This is a genomic window from Clostridium sp. CTA-19 (genome assembly GCF_054767855.1).
Genome location: NZ_BAAABH010000007.1, coordinates 47,093 through 65,560, shown reverse-complemented (window position 1 = coordinate 65,560; position 18,468 = coordinate 47,093). Strand labels below are relative to the sequence as shown.

Here is an 18,468-nt window from a genome sequence, read left to right as displayed (position 1 = left end):
TCTCCTTAAAACTGTTAAATTATATTTTTAATGTTATATATTATATTATAATTCTTTTTTATGCAATATATAACAATTAGTTGCAAATATAACTATACTAAATATAATTAATACACTAACTTGAGAAAAAGTATATATTTTACTTTGAAACATCATATTAGTTGAATAAAATGGTAAATTTTCTATTATTGTTTTTACACCATCACTTAGTCTTGAAGATTGTAACGCATTTGCGAAAAGAGCTAATATTAAATCAAAATAGCATATATAAGTTACTATTGCACCAATATTACTATTATCAGCTAACATAGTTATTAAAAATATACTTAAAGCTAAGCTACAGCTATAAAGAATAAAATATGATAAATCTTTTATACTATTTATAAAATTCATTGAATCTAAACCTGTATTAGAAATGATACTAACAATCATAATTCCTAAAATAAGTGCTATATAAAATATAATTGAATTTATAATTATTGATATTAATTTAGATAGAAATATTTGAAATCTACTATAAACTCCTGAGTATAGTACTCTATTAACATTTTTTTCAAAACCTTTTCCTAATATGAAAAAATTAGTTATTAAGATTCCATAGGACAACATGTTGTTAAAACTCCCTGGAAAACTTTCTATATTACGGCTTCCCAATATAGCCATTAAACAACATATTATTATAATTAATAATATGTTTCTATTTTCCTTAAATACTTTTCTTTCCTTTAAAGTTAAATCAAAAATTTTATTCATATCTATTTTACTCCTTTTACAAATTATTTAATTTCTCTTTTATTCATTATTAATAAGGAAATTATAAAAAATGCTATTCCCCAGCAAATCATAACTAATACTCCATTTAAATTACTTCCATTCATTAATTCAGAAGTTATATAAAAAGGTGTTTTAGTAAATATATATAAGCCTGTTGGTACTTCCACTAACTTATTAACCGTTACTACAAACGCTGCTGCCAAAAAATTTACTACTCCTAAAATCAAGCTACCTACAACTACAGTTATTTTTGTTTCATAAGTTATAGATACTATAACCATAGCTAATGCCCCTATAGTGAACGTTGTTGCCACTAAAGCTATTAATAATCTTAGATGATTTAAATGTACAAAACTTTCAACGCCTAATTTATTAGGTATTGAAAGTGCTGCAAACAATCCGTTAACCTCTGTTGTAATCCACACTATTATCCCTAATAAAATTAAAGAAATTATTTTAGAAATCATTATTTCTGTTCTTGTAAAAACTCCTGAAAATATTGTTTTTGTTGTATTATGTTCTATATCATTTGCTAATACTAAAAAGCTTAGATATACTATGCCAACATATAACATACGCAAAAATTCAAAATTATAACAATTAATATCATATCCACCAGGTTGTATAAAGAAAATCCACATAGCCGAATATATAAAGCATAATATTGTTCCTAAAATATATTGTTTAGATTGAAGTATGTTTTTAATAGTTTTCCAAGATAAATTTAATAATTTAAACATTTATATCACCGCCTACTGTTTTCATAAATTTTTCTTCTAAACTTTCCTTCTCTTCATAAACACTTGTAAATAAAATTTCATCATTTATAAGTTCTTTTATAATTTGTTGAATCTCAATTTTATTTTTTTGTATTTTTACTTTATCTACATCTTCAGTTGAAAACTCTATATTTTTTTCTTTAAAAAATCTTTTAAATTCTTCTATATTTTTAGTTTCAAAAACAGTAGTAGCTATTTCATCACCTTTGTTTTTTAAATCTTCACATCTAATTACTTCTCCCTTTTGCATAAATATAACTCTGTCACAAAGCATCTCAATTTCTGAAAGTATGTGACTTGATATTAAAACTGTAGTTTTCTTTTTTTCTGAAATATATTTTATAAATTTTCTTATCTCTATTATTACATTTGGATCTAATCCATTAGTTGGCTCGTCAAGTATAAGTAATGGCGGATATGACAGTACTGCCTGTGCAATACCTAATCTTTGTCTCATACCTAAAGAATATGTTTTTACTTTTTTATTAATGGCATCTTCTAAGCCTAGCATCTTTACAATTGTAGAAATTTCATCATTATTTTTCACTCCTGATATTTGAGAGAAAAACTCTAAATTTTCATATCCAGTCAAATTAGGATATAATCCTGGAGTTTCTATAACACATCCTACTTTTTTTGTTTTACTTTTTTTCATGCTCATAATATTTTCATCTTGTATAAATACTTCTCCACCATACTTAGTAGTAAGTCCAGTTATTATTTTCATAATAGTTGTTTTTCCTGCTCCATTTGGTCCAACTAAGCCAATAATTTCACCTTCATTCATAGTGAAATTAATATTTGAAAGCACAGTCCTTGTTCCATACTTTTTAGTTACATTTTTTATTTTTAAAATATTATTCATAATTTCTCCCCCTAGTCATTTATGTTTGAATCTATTTATATTTTATCGCCTTATTAGCACCCTATCCATTTCATTACATAACAAACTGTACCTATAAACTTACATTTTTGTTATATTGTAATGTTTATTTTCTATTTTTACTTTATTATAAAGAGAAATGTATTTATAATTGTATTGTAAGTAAAAAATGTATTTTTACGGTAAGGACGGTGTATTATGTTTAAGATACTTATAGTGGAGGATGATTTAGATTTATCTAATCAATTAACTATTCATTTAAACAAATGGGGTCATAATTCAAAAGCTGTGGGAAACTTTCAAAATATTTTGCCAGAATTCAAAGCATTTAATCCCAATTTAATTCTTTTAGATGTAAATTTGCCTTTCTATGATGGTTTTTACTGGTGTAATGAAATAAGAAAAATTTCAAAAGTACCTATAATTATTATCTCTTCTAGAGATTCTAATATGGACATAATAATGGGAGTTAACTTCGGTGCAGATGATTACATTAGCAAACCTTTTTCTTTTGATGTGCTTTTAGCAAAAGTTAATGCTATTTTAAGAAGAAGCTATAATTTCACAAGTGAATCTAATGATATTTTGGTACATAATGATGTAACTTTAGATTTAACTCAAGGCATTATACATTATAATGATCAATCTATAGAACTTACTAAAAATGAACTTAAAATTATTTATGTTCTTATGAAATATAATAAACAAATTGTCTCTAGAGATAAAATTATGGAAAAACTTTGGGATAGCTCTTGTTTCGTAGATGATAATACTTTAACTGTAAATGTAAATAGATTAAGAGGTAAACTTAAAGAACTGGGATTAGAAAATTTTATTGAAACAAAACGTGGCATAGGATATATAATCAGTTAAATGAACTTTTTAAAATTTATTAAAGACAATAAAACCTTTTTTATATTTGACACCAGTTTTTTAGTATTTTTATATTTAATTATTATTTGTTCTCCTATTACAGGAGATATCTTTAACATATTCTCATACATATTCATAATTAATATTTTATTTTCTTCTTTATACTTGTTGTATTTATATAATAAAAGAAAAAAATTTCTAGTATTACTATATTCATCTTTAGAAAATAAAAATTTCAATGAATTATCTAAGCTAAATAAAACTTATGAAGAGAGTTTATATCTTAATTTATTTAAATCTCAAAATATGATATATGAAGATACTTTGAAAACTTTTATAGATGGATATACTGAAAATGAGGAATTAATAACATTATGGATTCATGATATAAAAATCCCTATTTCTATAATTAAACTAATTATAGATGAAAATATGGATTTAAGCTTTGAACCAACTCTTAAAGACATTGATTTTCAAGTTAAAAATATAGATGATTCTTTAAATAAATTACTTTATTTAACCAGATTAGATGATTTTGATAAAGATTTTATAATATCAAATGTTAATGTAAAAAAAATAATAGAAAAGGTTATAAGTAAACATGCTAAGTATTTCATATCAAAAAAGCTTAAATTGAAACTTATCAATTTAGATTATTACATATTAACTGATGAAAAATGGCTATTTTTTGTAATTGATCAATTAATAAGTAACTCTATAAAGTATGTTAATTACAATGGATGTATCTTAATAAGATGCCATATAGAAAATAATAATCTTATTCTTACAATATATGATAATGGCATAGGTATTAAACAAGAAGACCTTTCAAGGGTTTTTAATAAAGGCTTTACAGGAAATAATGGAAGAGTTAATACTAAATCTACTGGTCTTGGACTTTATCTAGTAAAATCTTTATGTGATAAAGTAGGCTATACTATTTTTATTAAATCTAAAATTAATTGTTATACCGCTGTGTCAATTGGTTTTCCTAATTTTTCTGATAAAAAAATATAAGAGAAAAGAAGCTCAAAATAATTAAAGAGCTTCTTTTCTCTTATATTAAATATTGTATAAATACTGTTGCTAATCCTAAGAAAAAGAAAAATCCTAAAACATCAGTAGCTGTTGTTACAAAAACTGCTGATGCTAATGCTGGATCTATTTTTAATTTTTTAAGTGTCAATGGAACTAAAAATCCTGCTGTCGTAGCTACTGTCATATTTAAAATCATAGCCAGTCCAATAACTAATCCAAATACAGGTTTTCCAGACCATAATCCACCTATTATAGAAATACATATCCCAACTGAAAGTCCATTAGTTAAACCTACACCTATTTCTTTAAAGAAAATCTTTTTAGCATTTTCAAAATTTAATTCCCCTAAGGCTAATCCTCTAACAACTATTGTTAATGTCTGCGTTCCTGCATTTCCACCCATTCCTGCAACTATTGGCATAAATGTAGCTAATATAACAACTTTACTTATAGTTCCTTCAAACATACTTACTGTTGCTGAAGCTAACATAGCAGTAAGTAAATTAACAAATAACCATGGGAGCCTACTTCTTACAGATTCAAAAAGTGTTCCATTAACCTTTTCGCTTTCACCTACTCCACCTAGACGATGTATATCCTCAGTTGTTTCATCTCTTAAAACATCTATTATATCATCAACGGTTACAATACCTAACATCTGCTCTTCATCATTTATAACAGGCATTGTTAAAAACCCATATTTTTCAAATCTATGTGCAACTTCTTCCTGGTCCATGTCATGATGAACACTTATAACGTTGCTATTTAAAACATCAATAATTATTGTATCAAAAGGACTTACAACTATTTCTCTTAATGATACAACACCCTTTAACTTTTCATCTTCATCTACAACATACAGATAATATGCACTTTCTGCATTTGGAGCAACTTTTTGAAGATATTTTAATGTTTCTTTCACAGTCATATTTTCTTTAATTGAAATATATTCTGTTGCCATTATACCACCAGCTGTATCTGGCGCATAAGTAAGCAATTGTTTAACATCTTCAGCTTCTTCAACTGGCATGTTATCTAAAATTCTCTTAGATTCAATTTCATCTAAGCTACCTAGCAAGTCTGCGATTTCATCAGATGACATTTCTTTTAATATATTTTTTTGCTTTTTCTCGGAAAAATTCACCAAAAGTGCATATTTTTCTTCATCATCTTCTTCGTCTATGACTTCTGCGATTAACCATTCTGGTATTCTATGAAGTATTTTGATTACATCTACAGCCTCTATTTCATGTAGTACATCTAATATGTCTGCTGGATGTATATCCTCTATTATTTCATCTATTCCCTTTTGTGAACCGTAAAGTAATAACCTTTTTAATTCTTCTCTGTCCATTTCAAGTTTCATCAAACTCCTCCTTTAAATTAAGAGAAGCCTTGGAATAAAAAGTGTATAAATGAATTCAAAGCTACTCCTATATATTTACTTGTAAAATTGCACCTACTATAAGGGTCGCTGTCCATTTATATCACCTCCAAAATTTATAAAAAGATATCAAATATCATTAAAAACAACAAAAAAGACCTTCCAGCTCCTTGCTAAAAAATCTAGTATCTTTTAGTTGTAGAGCTTTAGCACTATAAAGCTTAGACTTGTAGTCAGCTACATTAAAAATTACCTTTGCGATAATTCCTGCTAACCCATTGGAATCTCTCGATTTTTCTGGGCAGTAGCATGTGTCTTTATAGGAGCCTCACCTAACAATTCAATTTTTCTTCCACATATAATATTATTCCTTTAAATAATACATGTCAAATCAAATTTTACATTTTTGAATCAACGTATAAATTCCTCATACTATTGTTTCTCTAAATTTATAATAAAATTTTCATTAATAAATTAAATCAAAAACACAACTAAATAACAGAAAAGGATATTCAAAATAAATTTTGAATACCCTTTTTAAATAATTAATTATTTTCCTTTAACAAAAGTTCCTTCTTTCATTATTACGTCCATTTTATCTACGGATATATTTTTTATATCTTCTAATGGATTCCCATTTATTACAAGAATATCAGCAAATTTTCCTTCTTCTAATGTTCCTGTTACTTTATCTATTCTAAGCATTTCAGCTCCATTTTTGGTAGCAGCCATTATTGTTTCCATTGATGTTAGACCTGCTTTATTTAATGCATACATTTCAGTTATTGCATATTTACCATATGGAGTTAAACTACTACAAAACGAATCTGAACCTACTGTAATTCTAATACCTTTTTTATTTGCATTTTGAAGATTATCTATTATACGATTTAATTCTTTTTCTGCAATTGTTGCACCTGGATATTTATCATGTATTGGTCTATATGGTGGTTCATATACTGTAAACCACTCAAAGAAAAATTGAAGAGTTGGACAGAAAGTTATATCCTTTTCTTTCATTATCTCAAGACATTCCTCATTTAATTCTTGTCCATGTATAATTGCAGAAACTCCTGCTTTACAAGAATTTAATGCTCCCTCATATCCTTCTGCATGTGACCAAACTGGTAATCCTACCATTTTACATTCATCAACAACAGCTTGTATTTCTTCCATACAATAGTGTGAATCCGCTTTAGCATCTAATCTCCATATGCCTCCACCTGTTGACCATATCTTAATTGCATCTGGATTTTCACGTAATCTTCTTCTTATAGCCTTACGAAGTTCCCATGGTCCATCGATACGTTCTGCCCAAGGATGAGAATCGTTATTGTAGTCTAACGGTAATCTATGTGAATCACCATGTCCTGCTGTTCTACAAAATCCTAATCCTGTAGTTACAACACGTGGTCCTGGTATTATACCTTCCTCTATCATATTACGAATATGTATTCCTGAACGTGAAATTTCTCCTACAGATGTTAATCCGTGTTCCAATGCTTCACGTGCTTGAGCAACTGCTACTATTGTTTTTTGTATAGGTGGCTCAAGTACCCAATCACTATCATTATCAGTTAAGTTTCCACTAAAGTGAAGATGACTATCTATTAATCCTGGCATAATAGTCTTGCCAATTATCTCTACTTTCTCATAATCATCCTCAATCGTTTTCATTTCTCCAGCATAAACGATTTTCTTGTCTTCAACAAGTACTAGTGAATTTTCTATTGAATCTTTTCCTGTTCCATCTATTAGCAATCCGCCAACAAATGCAATTTTACTCATAAAAATCCCCCCTAAATTGTATAGGTTTACCCTCGGATGTTTTAAATTTATTAATATTAAAATTGTTTAAACCTATGCAAATTTTTTAAATTTCATTAGGCATATGAAAAGAAATAAGATATCAAACATTCAAAGCATATTTGTCACAAGACAAGAAGATGAAATCAAGTCATAGTTGGACTATATGTGTATTTTACCAAAAAAGTATTCGTAACAAATAAGCGAGAATACTAATCTATTATTTATTCAATCATGCCTTATATTAAAACATCACTTTTAGTATATATTAATTGGGATTTTTTATCTATATAAAATTTAAACTTTATTAACATAAATTTAAATTTTATGTTATATTTTCTTGTTGAATAATTTTTATAAAAAACTGTACTAAGTTCTATGATTTTCAACTTAGTACAGTATTATTTAAATTACTTTTTGATTAATATTTTACTGTTTTTTATTAAAATATATCCTATTAAAAATACAATACAATTAAGAATTACACATGTTATTAAAGCACTATTTAGAGATATTTTCGCAAAAAAACCTATTATTATATTACAAACTGCAGCTACTATGTTACCTATCATTGCGTAAGCTGATAATATTGTAGCTCTATTAATAGAATCTATACTGGCATTTTTTATAGTTTCTGTTAATGGTTGTGTAATTGCAAAAGATCCTTCAATAATAAATATTAATACTATTGTTATATAAGAAATATTAGTAACTATCAACATTGTATTAGCTATAATGATTAATATTAAAGCTACAATATAAGTCTTGTTTCTTCCTATACGTTTTTTCACTACATGTGCTCTAATTGCTATAAACGTAGCAATTTGCATAAATGCCGCTAATATTCCAAACCACTTCATGTCTATTCCACTTCTTATATACAGTGGTTGATTTAAAAATACACAAACACTATGAGTAGTTTCCGAAATAACTGCTATTAAAATGATAAAAATCAAAATTTTTTTATTTACCAACGAAGATTTTAAACTTTCTATTATAGTTTCTTTTTTTTCATTACTCTCAAATTTAACATCTTTTAAAAAGAAGCTTAATAAAAAAGTTACTACATAGGCCATTATTGTAGCTAATGCTAATAAATCTAAAGATTTTTTAACCATTACCCCACTTAAAAGTGATGATATTAGAAAACCTAATGTAGAACATGCACTATATCTTCCGAAAGTCTTATCGCTATCTTCTTCCTTTATAGATCCATATAATATTGCACTATCACATCCTGAAATACCTGAAATAGCTAACGCAGCTAATATTGCTTCTAATAAAAACATATTAAATGAATTTGCATAATAAAAAGCTACTTTTGACAATAAAAATAATCCAAAGGAAATATTCAAAGTCTTTTTATATCCTATTTTATCTCCAACAACACCCCAGGGAATTTCAAAAAACATCATAAGTAACACAAATATACTTTCTAAAAAGAATATTTCATTTAACTGAAGCCCTCTATCCAATCTATAAATAGTTGCAAAAGCTCCATAAAACACTAGCCCTTGAAAAAAAGCTATAATATATAATATATATTTATTTTTTAATCCTTTCATAATCGCCCTCCATTATTCTAAACACCTAGGATTCCAAGTTCTATTTTTAATCTATCTAATCTTAGTAAAATTATTTTTATTAATAAATTAAATTTGAAACTTATATTCCTATATTTATTTGCATAACAAATAGACCTAAAAATCTAGGCTCTTTTAAAATTCACATCACAAAAATTATACTTCTGTAATGTTATTCAACTTGTTAGTACAAATCAATGTTTAGATGCGACCATAAAGGCATTCCCCTTTCAATTGTATATTTAAGTAAATTATACCATAATATTTAATCTTGCTTTTAAAAATTTTTTGTTAATTTTCCTTTTATATACTTATACTAAATTAATTATTAAAAATTTAATTTTTTAGTCACATTGTGAATTACATATTAATATATTACTAAGAGAAAGAAAGTATTTTAATAAAAATTAATACATTTAAACTTTTTTATGTTACTTTATAAATTTAAATTTATTAGGAGTTGAGCATTTTGAAAAAATTAATTTGTATTTTAATTTCTCTATGCACTATTACTTTTATTGGGTGTTCTAATAATTCTAACGAGAATTTAAAACCTAAGGATACTTCTACGGCTGTCAATTTGCAAACAAAAAAAGATTCATCTAAAAAAGATGTCAGTAATTCTACAAATAAAAAAGAAGCAATTCCATCTAAAGATGCTTCTAAATCAAATGATAGTTCAAAAGATGTAGAGACTATAGTTAACAACCTTTCAAAAGAAGATGATTCTAATAATGAAAATACATCTAATTCAGAAAAAGTAAATCCTGAAACTGTTAAAGAAAGTCCTTCTATTTCTGAATCTGAAATCATGAATCTTATAAATAATGGTGAACAAGCTTTAAGGTCCATATTTAAAGGCTCTGCCTATTATTCCAAAAACATTATAATTAAAAATGATGTTTATTATGGTGAAGTTACTGATTTTAATTCAAGAGAAGAAATGGCTGATTCTTTAAAACCTTATTTTACCAATGAAACTATAAACTCACTTTTAGATAAATATTTAATAACTGAAGACGGAAAATTATATTTTACTATAGGAGATGCTGGTAGAAGAGTTAACTATGCTGATTCTCAAAGAAATATTGAATACAATGAAAATCAAATAACTGTAACTTTTTCTCGTGTATATTCTGAAAATGACATAGGCAAAGAAGTAAAAACTCTTCAACTTATTGATGGCAAATGGTTATTTACAAACTTTTGGTATGTTTAATATAATTTATATAAGATAATATACTTTATGTTCTTTCATTTTTAACCAAAACTTTTTTAAATTATTATGCTAAGTTTTCAACTTAGCTTTTTTGTATTTTCAAATTTGTTATAATGTGCTGCTTTTAGTGATATACTTATTATATAAGTTTAATATTATTGGAGTAGAAAATGAATTATATAATTTTTGATTTAGAATTTAATCAAATCACAAATACTAGCAAAAATGATTTAAAATCTAATACTGACTGCCCTTTTGAAATAATCCAAATTGGAGCAGTAAAATTAGATGAAAACTTTAATTTAATTGATAGGTTTAATTCTTTTATAAAACCACAAATATACTCTGAACTTAATCCTATTATTGAAAAATTAACTTCTATAAATATTAATATTTTAAATAATGGTGATAATTTTGAAGATGTTTATAATTCCTTTACTAATTTTGTTTCTTCTAATGATATCTTTGTTGTTTGGGGAGCTTGTGATATGAAAGAATTATTTAGAAATGCCAAACATTATAATTTAGATGATTCATTATTACCTAAAAAATTTATTGATATTCAGAAATATGCATCTAAATACTTTAATTATAAAAAAGGTAAAGTTATAGGATTAAGTACAGCTATAGATTTACTATCTATTTCTGTTGATGGAAATTTTCATAATGCTTTAAATGATGCTTTATACACATCAGAAATATTTAAAAAATTATATAAAAATGATATTATCCCAACCATATATGAGATTACTAAAAGTACTAGTCGAAAGACTAACAGTACTTCCAAGGTTGATTTAGAAGGATTACTTAATCAATTTGAAAAAATGCTTAATAGAAAAATTACTAAAGAAGAAAAATATATAATTAAAACTGCATATTTTATGGGCAAAACTAATCAATTTAATGTTGATTAGTAATAAAAGCTATGAAATTTATACAAATTTCATAGCTTTTATTCTATACTCAAATAAGTTATTCTTGTTTAAATCTTTCTATTATATCGTCAACTATATATTTACTAGCATTACCATCTCCATATGGATTATTAGCCTTTGCCATTTTATTGTATTTTTCTTCGTTATCTAATAATTCTTTAGTTAAATTATAAATGTTTTTTTCTTTTGTTCCTGCTAATTTTAACGTTCCTGCTAATATCCCCTCAGGTCTTTCTGTAGTATCTCTTAAAACTAAAACAGGCTTTCCAAGTGATGGTGCTTCCTCTTGAATTCCACCACTATCAGTCATTATTATATATGCTTTATTTAAAAAATTATGAAAATCCAATACTTCTAAAGGTTCAATAAGATGCACCTTTTGATTATTACCTAAAACTTCATTAGCAATTTCTCTTACAATAGGATTTAAGTGCACAGGATAAACCACTTGAACATCATCAAACTCATCAACAATTCTTTTTATAGCCTTAAACATATTTTTCATAGGTTCTCCTAAATTTTCCCTCCTATGAGCAGTTAAAAGAATCATTCTGTCACTTCCAATTTTCGCAAATATAGGATGATAGTATTCATTGTTTACTGTTGTTTTTAAAGCGTCTATAGCTGTATTTCCTGTAATATATATGCTTTCTTCTTTTTTTCCTTCTTTAATTAAATTTTTCTTAGATATTTCAGTAGGTGCAAAATGCATATCTGCTATTATCCCTGTAACTTGTCTATTTACTTCTTCTGGAAATGGAGAATACTTATCATAAGTTCTTAGTCCTGCCTCTACATGACCAACTGCGACCTGATTATAAAAGGCTGCTAAACTACCAGATAGAGTTGTTGTTGTATCTCCATGAACTAAAACTATATCAGGTTTAACTTCTTTTATAACCTCATTTAATTTTTGTAATGCATTTGTTGTTATATCAACTAACGTTTGACCTTTTTTCATTATATTTAAATCATAATCTGGATTTATATCAAATGCAGTTAACACCTGATCTAGCATTTCTCTATGCTGTGCAGTAACACAAACAACACTTTTAATATTTTCTCTACTATTTAATTCTTTTACTAAAGGTGCCATTTTTATTGCTTCCGGTCTTGTCCCAAACACAGTCATTACCTTTATCATTACATTTCCTCCTTCAATCAATACACTTTTAATAATAACCTTAAATTCTGTTTATTATATATCTGCTTATAGTATTATACTTAATATTATTTTTTATATTATAATTTTACAATATATATTACCTTTTGTATCTATTATACTTAAAAACTCTTTTTTTACACAAATTTATATACATTACTAATTTTAGGGTATAAAAACAGGAAATTTAATATAATTAAATTTCCTGTTTTCTGTAATAATTTATTTATCATCTACAAATTTTGATATTAGCATTGTACAAACTGTATTTCCTGCTGAATTTATAAGTGTAGCAGGCGCATCAATAATTGTTGCTATAACAAGCATAATAGCTAATCCTTCTGGTGGAAATCCAAATATACTTAGAATTAGCATTTCGCCAATTGCTCCACCACCTGGAACTGCACCTACTACAGCTCCAATTAAAAGACCAACAATTAAAATTATAAATAATGTACCAAAATCATCAGTACTTCTTCCAAATATCCCAAATAAGAACATTATCTTAAATATACCACCTACTACGGAGCCGTCTTTGTGTATGTTCACTCCTAATGGCATAATAATATTAGCAAGAGTATCTGAAACTCCCATTTTTTTTGCTGCTCTAATATTAGCAGGAATACACGCTGCACTTGAACAAGTAGCAATTGCTGTAATTGATGGTTCTGCTGCATTTTTCCAAAACAATTTTATACCATTTTTCTTACCTGCTACGTAAGCATAAAAAGTAAAGAATCCAAAGTAATATATAACTGTTATAACTAAATATAATACAAATACTTTAGCATACCCTTGTAAAATTTGACTACCTAATTGCCCTATAACTGAAGCAAAGTAAGCTCCTAGTCCAATTGGTGCATAATACATTATTAAACTCATCATTTTCATTGTTACTACTGATCCACTATTTAAAAATGAAGCAAAGGGTTTACCATCTTCTTTAGATAACATTGTAGCAAATCCAACTAACATAGAAAATATTATTAATGCAAGAAGATTACTTCTTGATAATAACTCTGAAAAATCTTTTACCGTTATACTGGAAACAATTTTTTCAAATATACCAACATGTTCAGTTGCATTACCTTCAAAATTACTCATAATCTCTTTAAATATAGATGGATCCAATCCTTTAGTTGGGTCAAATAATTTAAAACTTACAACACCTATAATGCCTGCAATAGTAGCAGTAATAGCAAAAACTACTATAGTCGTTCCTAAAATCTTACCAAGCTTTTTAGAATTATCCATGTTAGCAATAGCAGAGGATATACTAAAAAACACTATAGGTACTAATAATGAAAATATTAAATTTAAAAATAAATTTCCAAAAGGCTCAAAAACTATAGCTTTTTCTCCCATCGTTAATCCTATAATTCCACCAATAAAAATTGATGCAAGTAAAATTAATGATGACTTATAATTTTTTAAAAATTTCACTCTCATCTTACCTTTCTACATGTTTATTAAATAAACTCATAAACAATCAATTCAAAACCCCTTTTTATTATACAAGTTACAGTCAAACTTGAAAATATATTAATGTAACTTGGTATATTTTGTATAAAATTAAGTTTTAATTTATAATATTATAAATATAAAAATAGTTTACAAATCCAATTGTTATTTAAAAAATGCTTAAAAATGATAATTAATTTACCATCCCTAAGCATTGATTTCATAAATTATAATTTAAACACAAATAAATTGAAGTTTAAGTTTTCATACTTATTTACTACTGTGCAACATCTATAAATTTAAATTCTTTTACATCAAATAAACCTTTATCTGTTATTTTTAAATTTGGTATTACTGGTAATGATAAAAATGATAATGTTAAAAATGGATTAAAATCTATATCCGGCGCAATTTTTTCTACTGCTTTATGTAAATTATTTAAATCCCTAACTACATCTTCACTACTTCTTTTTGTTATCAATCCACCTATTTCTAATTGTATAGACGCTAACACCTTATTATTATGTGCAACTATTATCCCTCCACCTATTTTTTCAAGTTCTTTAGTTGCAAATAATATATCCTCATCATTACACCCTGCTACAATCATATTGTGAGAATCATGGGCTATAGTTGTAGCTATAGCTCCTTTTTGTATTTTTAATCCGTTTATTATACCTAACCCAATATTTCCATTTCCTTTATGTCTTTCTATTACTGCTATCTTCAATAAATCCTTAGTTATATCACTTTCAAACTTTTCTTTATTTGTTAATTCACTTTTATTTATTTTCAAATGATTACTCTCTAATTTATTTGGTATAAGACCTATGACATTTATATAATTTTTATTTTTTAAATCTATGGAGAAACTTTTTAAATCTAAATATGGTAATTTAACACTATTATATTCATCAAAATTATAAGTTTTATTTTTTAAGTCCCAAACTATTTTATTATCCTTTAAAACAACTTTTCCATTTTTATATACCATATCGATTAAGAAATTATTTAAATCACTTAAAATCAAAAAATCTGCTATATACCCTGGTGCTATTGCCCCTTTATTTTTTATTTTATAACATTCAGCAGTATTTAAAGTGGCCATCTGTATAGCAGTTTCTGGCTTTAAACCATATTCTATAGCCATTCTTATAGAATGATCTATACTTCCATTTTTTATCAAATCATCTATGTGTTTATCGTCTGTACATAGACATACTCTTCTAGAATTTGATATACTAGTTGCTTTTATTAATTCTTTAAGATTTTTTGCAACTGTTCCTTCTCTTATTAAAACATACATTCCTCTTCTAAGTCTTTCAATAACTTCTTTTGCATTATGACACTCATGATCTGTTGTTATACCTGCAGTAGTGTATGCATTTATCATATATTCATTAAATCCAGCACCATGACCATCTATTACTAAATTTCGCTCTCTTGCATCACATATTTTGTTAATCATTGAATCTTCACAGTTAAATACAGCTGGACTATTCATAACTTCAGCCAAACCTAAAACATTATCTTTTTCATATAAAGGTAATAAATCTTCACTTTCTAAAACTGCCCCTGAACTTTCAAATCCCGTAGCAGGTACACAAGAAGATAACATAAAATAATAGTCTAATGGTAAATCATTACTCAATTCCATCATAAGTTCTATTCCCTTGGTACCTAAAACATTTGCTATTTCATGAGGGTCTGTAACCATTGATGTTATTCCATGTTTAACTGCAGCCTTGTAATATTCATTTGGAGTTGTTAATGATGATTCTATATGTGCATGTCCATCTATAAGCCCTGGACATATATATTTTCCAGTTCCATCTATTATTTCTTTTCCATTATATTCCCCAAGACCAACTATATATCCATCTCTAATCGCTACATCACATATAAATGTATCATTTTGAAATACATCAACTACTGTTATATTCTTTATTACTAAATCACTTAACTCTTTATTTATTGAGCTTCGAATTTGTCCTTTTAATATTTTTTTTTTCATTATTCAATCCACCTTATAAAATATTTAACCTTCGTGGATATAAGACTATAAGTGACTTTTTTCAACTTATATAAGGTTTCTAGTTCACTTTTAAAATTGCTTTAAAATCTGAATAGACCTAAAAAGTTATGCAAGCTTTTAGTTATTTAACAAACTTAATTTAAAGCTTGTAACACTATATACTTCTCAATTAATAATAAACTTAGCCAAGTATATTCTGTCTTCATAGCTATACTATTTACGGTAGTATTGTAGAAACGTCTAACCCATATTATTAGACTTATACGAAGGTTATTGTTCCTATTATATTTAAAAGGATTTTTTATGTCAACAGAAAAGTTTTTTTAACATAAAAATAGATAGTAAATTGTATAAAAATTTACTATCTATTTTATAAACTAGCCTATTTTCTTAAATTTATTTTTGTTAATATACAAAATAATTTCACCACCTAATATTAAAAATATTACTCCTAGTTCAATCATATCTTTAGTACCATATTTTGAACCTGTTTGTGGTAAAGTTTTATCATTATTCTTTTTATTATTTGTGCTACTTTCTTTATTACTAGAGTCCTTATTTGGTTTTTCTTCAGGTTTAATCTCTGGTTTTCCATTAGGATTTTCTTTTGAATCATCCTTAGGGTTTTCTAGTTCTGGTACAAAATCTTTTATATCATCCCATGTTATACTTCTTATGTTTTGACTTCTTCCATCTTCACTTGTAGGTATATTTACTTTTCCTTCATTAATAAGGCGAACTGCAGCCTCTCTTTTATCTGGATCAAAATTATAACCTGTAATCTTCCAATTATTATCTACATCAGGTTGTATTTTGCCACCTTTTTCATTTATTATATATTCTCTTATTAAATCTCTAACTGCGCTAACTTCATCATCTGCTGTTTTGTGTATAACTTCTACATTATCATCTTTAAATAAATCGCCTAAAAGTCTAGTACTTGTTCTATAATCATTAGCTGTTAAGTAAATCACATCATTATCATTAACTTTAGTTCCATCTTCATAAGTTAAATTTTCTATTCTTTGTCCAGTTGGCTTAGATATATTAATGTCATAATTAACTCCCGCAAACATATCATATTCATATCCTCTCATTTCAGGATTAAAGGATACTGTTAAATCTCCATCTTTATATTGATTATAATAATTTGCTGACCATTCCATATATTTTTTAAGTTGAGTTCCATTAATCTTTAAAGTATATAATGTATTATCAAACTTATATATTTTAACCACATCACATTTTCTTATTGTTCCTTCATTAATATTAGCACTTGGACTAAATAATGCTGCTGAAGTAATATTCCTTGCTCCCTCTGGAATATGTTGCTTCGTGTAATGTAGCTGTGTGTTTAGTATTAAATCCATAACTGCAGTATCTTGTATTTGTCCTTGAGTTATTCCCTTAATCTCATCTTGTGGAGCTAAATTTCCGCCTGTTAAAGTCCCTATAACTTGAGTAGCTTCTTCTACTGCTTTATCATGGAAAGGTTTAAGTTTTTCATTTAATTCTTGATCAATAGGATAATCTTTTACATTTACAATATCAGATTGCTTATCAATTACACTATATTTTCCATCTTTATTTTTGATTACTTTTAAATTAATTTTCGAAACTTGTTCCCCTTGTTTACCTGGTTCTGTTATTAATACTCCATTTACAATATCTCCTGGTATTTTTGAATGTGCATGACCACATATTATAGCTGCTAATTCCGGGCAAGCATTTGCTAAATCTGTTGCATTATCCCCATCAATATATTCTTTATCTTTACCCATGTGAACTGTTGCAATTATTACGTCAGCTTCATTATTAGATTTTATTTTATCTATTGCTTTTCTTGTTTCAATTACAGGATCAGTAACTTTATACCCTTGCAACTTAGGACCATCCCATTTTAGTATATTTGGTGTAGTCATACCTATGTTAGCAATCCTTACCCCATCTATTTCTTCAACTACATATGGCTGACCTAATAAGCTTTCATCTGCTTTATAAACATTTCCACATAAAACCTTCATTTTTCTAGGCTTATTTACTGTTTTTTCTACAACTTTATCACCATAATTAAACTCATGATTTCCTAATGTCCAAGATGTGTAACCAATCTCGTCCATAGCGTATAACATTGGATGTATATCATCATTTATAAATAAGTCTGACATATTATCTTGTACGGTATCTCCTGCGTCTACTATTATTGTATTTGGATTTTCAGATTTAAGCTGTTTAAATAATGATGATATTTGAGTTAACCCACCTTTTTTTTGTTCTTCATTACTTGCATAATCATGAGACATAAACCATCCATGCAAATCAGATGTTCCTAAAACTTGAATTTCTTTAACCTCATCATTAGCAAATGCCTTCGTTGGAATACTTCCTAAAGTTAATGAAGTTACAATAGATAAAGCTACAACTATTGCTATTTGCTTTTTTCCTTTTAATTTTTTAAACATAAGAATCCCCCATCATAATAGATTTATTAATTTATGTATCTAAAAGTGGATAATTAATCTTTATCTTATTAATT

The 18,468-nt window shown here is 26.6% G+C and carries 14 protein-coding genes and 2 riboswitches; of the genes, 4 read left to right on the top strand and 10 right to left on the bottom strand.

What is annotated here, in order from left to right:
* Positions 1–45: 45 nt before the first annotated feature.
* The 3 genes from ACYUE0_RS05665 to ACYUE0_RS05655 are packed head-to-tail and all read right to left on the bottom strand — an operon-like array spanning position 46 to position 2,418.
* Positions 46–753, bottom strand: coding sequence for a hypothetical protein (locus tag ACYUE0_RS05665; RefSeq protein WP_460269816.1), 708 nt, complete (start codon positions 751–753; stop codon positions 46–48).
* Positions 754–776: 23 nt separating this feature from the next.
* Positions 777–1,514: a hypothetical protein gene (locus ACYUE0_RS05660; protein WP_460269815.1), complete on the bottom strand. Its 738-nt coding sequence runs from the start codon at positions 1,512–1,514 to the stop codon at positions 777–779.
* On the bottom strand, positions 1,507–2,418 hold the full coding sequence (locus ACYUE0_RS05655) for an ABC transporter ATP-binding protein (protein WP_460269814.1): 912 nt from the start codon (positions 2,416–2,418) through the stop codon (positions 1,507–1,509). Before ACYUE0_RS05655 ends, ACYUE0_RS05660 begins: the two co-directional genes overlap by 8 nt.
* Positions 2,419–2,634: 216 nt before the next feature.
* On the opposite strand from ACYUE0_RS05655, the gene ACYUE0_RS05650 reads away from it, so the two are divergent.
* Positions 2,635–3,309, top strand: a complete 675-nt coding sequence (locus ACYUE0_RS05650; protein WP_460269813.1) for a response regulator transcription factor — start codon at positions 2,635–2,637, stop codon at positions 3,307–3,309.
* Positions 3,310–3,633: 324 nt separating this feature from the next.
* Complete coding sequence (locus ACYUE0_RS05645) at positions 3,634–4,326, top strand: ATP-binding protein (protein ID WP_460269811.1); 693 nt, start codon at positions 3,634–3,636, stop codon at positions 4,324–4,326.
* A 40-nt stretch (positions 4,327–4,366) separates the two neighbouring features.
* On the opposite strand, the gene mgtE is transcribed toward ACYUE0_RS05645, so the two are convergent.
* The 3 genes from mgtE to ACYUE0_RS05630 form a co-directional block, all read right to left on the bottom strand.
* On the bottom strand, positions 4,367–5,713 hold the full coding sequence (mgtE, locus tag ACYUE0_RS05640) for a magnesium transporter (RefSeq protein ID WP_460269810.1): 1,347 nt from the start codon (positions 5,711–5,713) through the stop codon (positions 4,367–4,369).
* A gap of 202 nt (positions 5,714–5,915) precedes the next feature.
* Positions 5,916–6,078, bottom strand: a riboswitch (M-box (ykoK) riboswitch).
* 202 nt (positions 6,079–6,280) lie between these two features.
* Positions 6,281–7,519, bottom strand: a complete 1,239-nt coding sequence (locus ACYUE0_RS05635; protein ID WP_460269809.1) for a metal-dependent hydrolase family protein — start codon at positions 7,517–7,519, stop codon at positions 6,281–6,283.
* Positions 7,520–7,947: 428 nt separating this feature from the next.
* A complete protein-coding gene (locus ACYUE0_RS05630; protein ID WP_460269808.1) occupies positions 7,948–9,102 on the bottom strand; it encodes an MFS transporter in 1,155 nt (384 codons plus the stop codon).
* Between the two features lie 487 nt (positions 9,103–9,589).
* Here ACYUE0_RS05630 and ACYUE0_RS05625 point away from each other — a divergent pair, with 487 nt between their 5' ends.
* On the top strand, positions 9,590–10,339 hold the full coding sequence (locus tag ACYUE0_RS05625) for a DL-endopeptidase inhibitor IseA family protein (RefSeq protein WP_460269807.1): 750 nt from the start codon (positions 9,590–9,592) through the stop codon (positions 10,337–10,339).
* A gap of 170 nt (positions 10,340–10,509) precedes the next feature.
* Positions 10,510–11,253 carry a 3'-5' exonuclease gene (locus ACYUE0_RS05620; RefSeq protein WP_061995810.1) on the top strand — a complete coding sequence of 248 codons (744 nt, stop codon included), beginning with the start codon at positions 10,510–10,512 and terminating at the stop codon, positions 11,251–11,253.
* A gap of 58 nt (positions 11,254–11,311) precedes the next feature.
* Here the strand turns inward: ACYUE0_RS05620 and wecB are convergent, their stop codons facing one another.
* The 4 genes from wecB to ACYUE0_RS05600 form a co-directional block, all read right to left on the bottom strand.
* The gene (gene wecB, locus ACYUE0_RS05615) at positions 11,312–12,418 is read right to left on the bottom strand and encodes a non-hydrolyzing UDP-N-acetylglucosamine 2-epimerase (RefSeq protein ID WP_460269806.1); all 1,107 of its coding nucleotides are present in this window, start codon (positions 12,416–12,418) and stop codon (positions 11,312–11,314) included.
* Between the two features lie 240 nt (positions 12,419–12,658).
* Positions 12,659–13,879, bottom strand: a complete 1,221-nt coding sequence (locus ACYUE0_RS05610) for a dicarboxylate/amino acid:cation symporter (RefSeq protein WP_061995812.1) — start codon at positions 13,877–13,879, stop codon at positions 12,659–12,661.
* Between the two features lie 295 nt (positions 13,880–14,174).
* Complete coding sequence (gene ade / locus ACYUE0_RS05605; RefSeq protein WP_460269805.1) at positions 14,175–15,911, bottom strand: adenine deaminase; 1,737 nt, start codon at positions 15,909–15,911, stop codon at positions 14,175–14,177.
* 206 nt (positions 15,912–16,117) lie between these two features.
* Positions 16,118–16,219: riboswitch (purine riboswitch) on the bottom strand.
* A gap of 90 nt (positions 16,220–16,309) precedes the next feature.
* Positions 16,310–18,394, bottom strand: coding sequence for a 5'-nucleotidase C-terminal domain-containing protein (locus tag ACYUE0_RS05600; protein WP_460269803.1), 2,085 nt, complete (start codon positions 18,392–18,394; stop codon positions 16,310–16,312).
* Positions 18,395–18,468 lie beyond the last annotated feature (74 nt).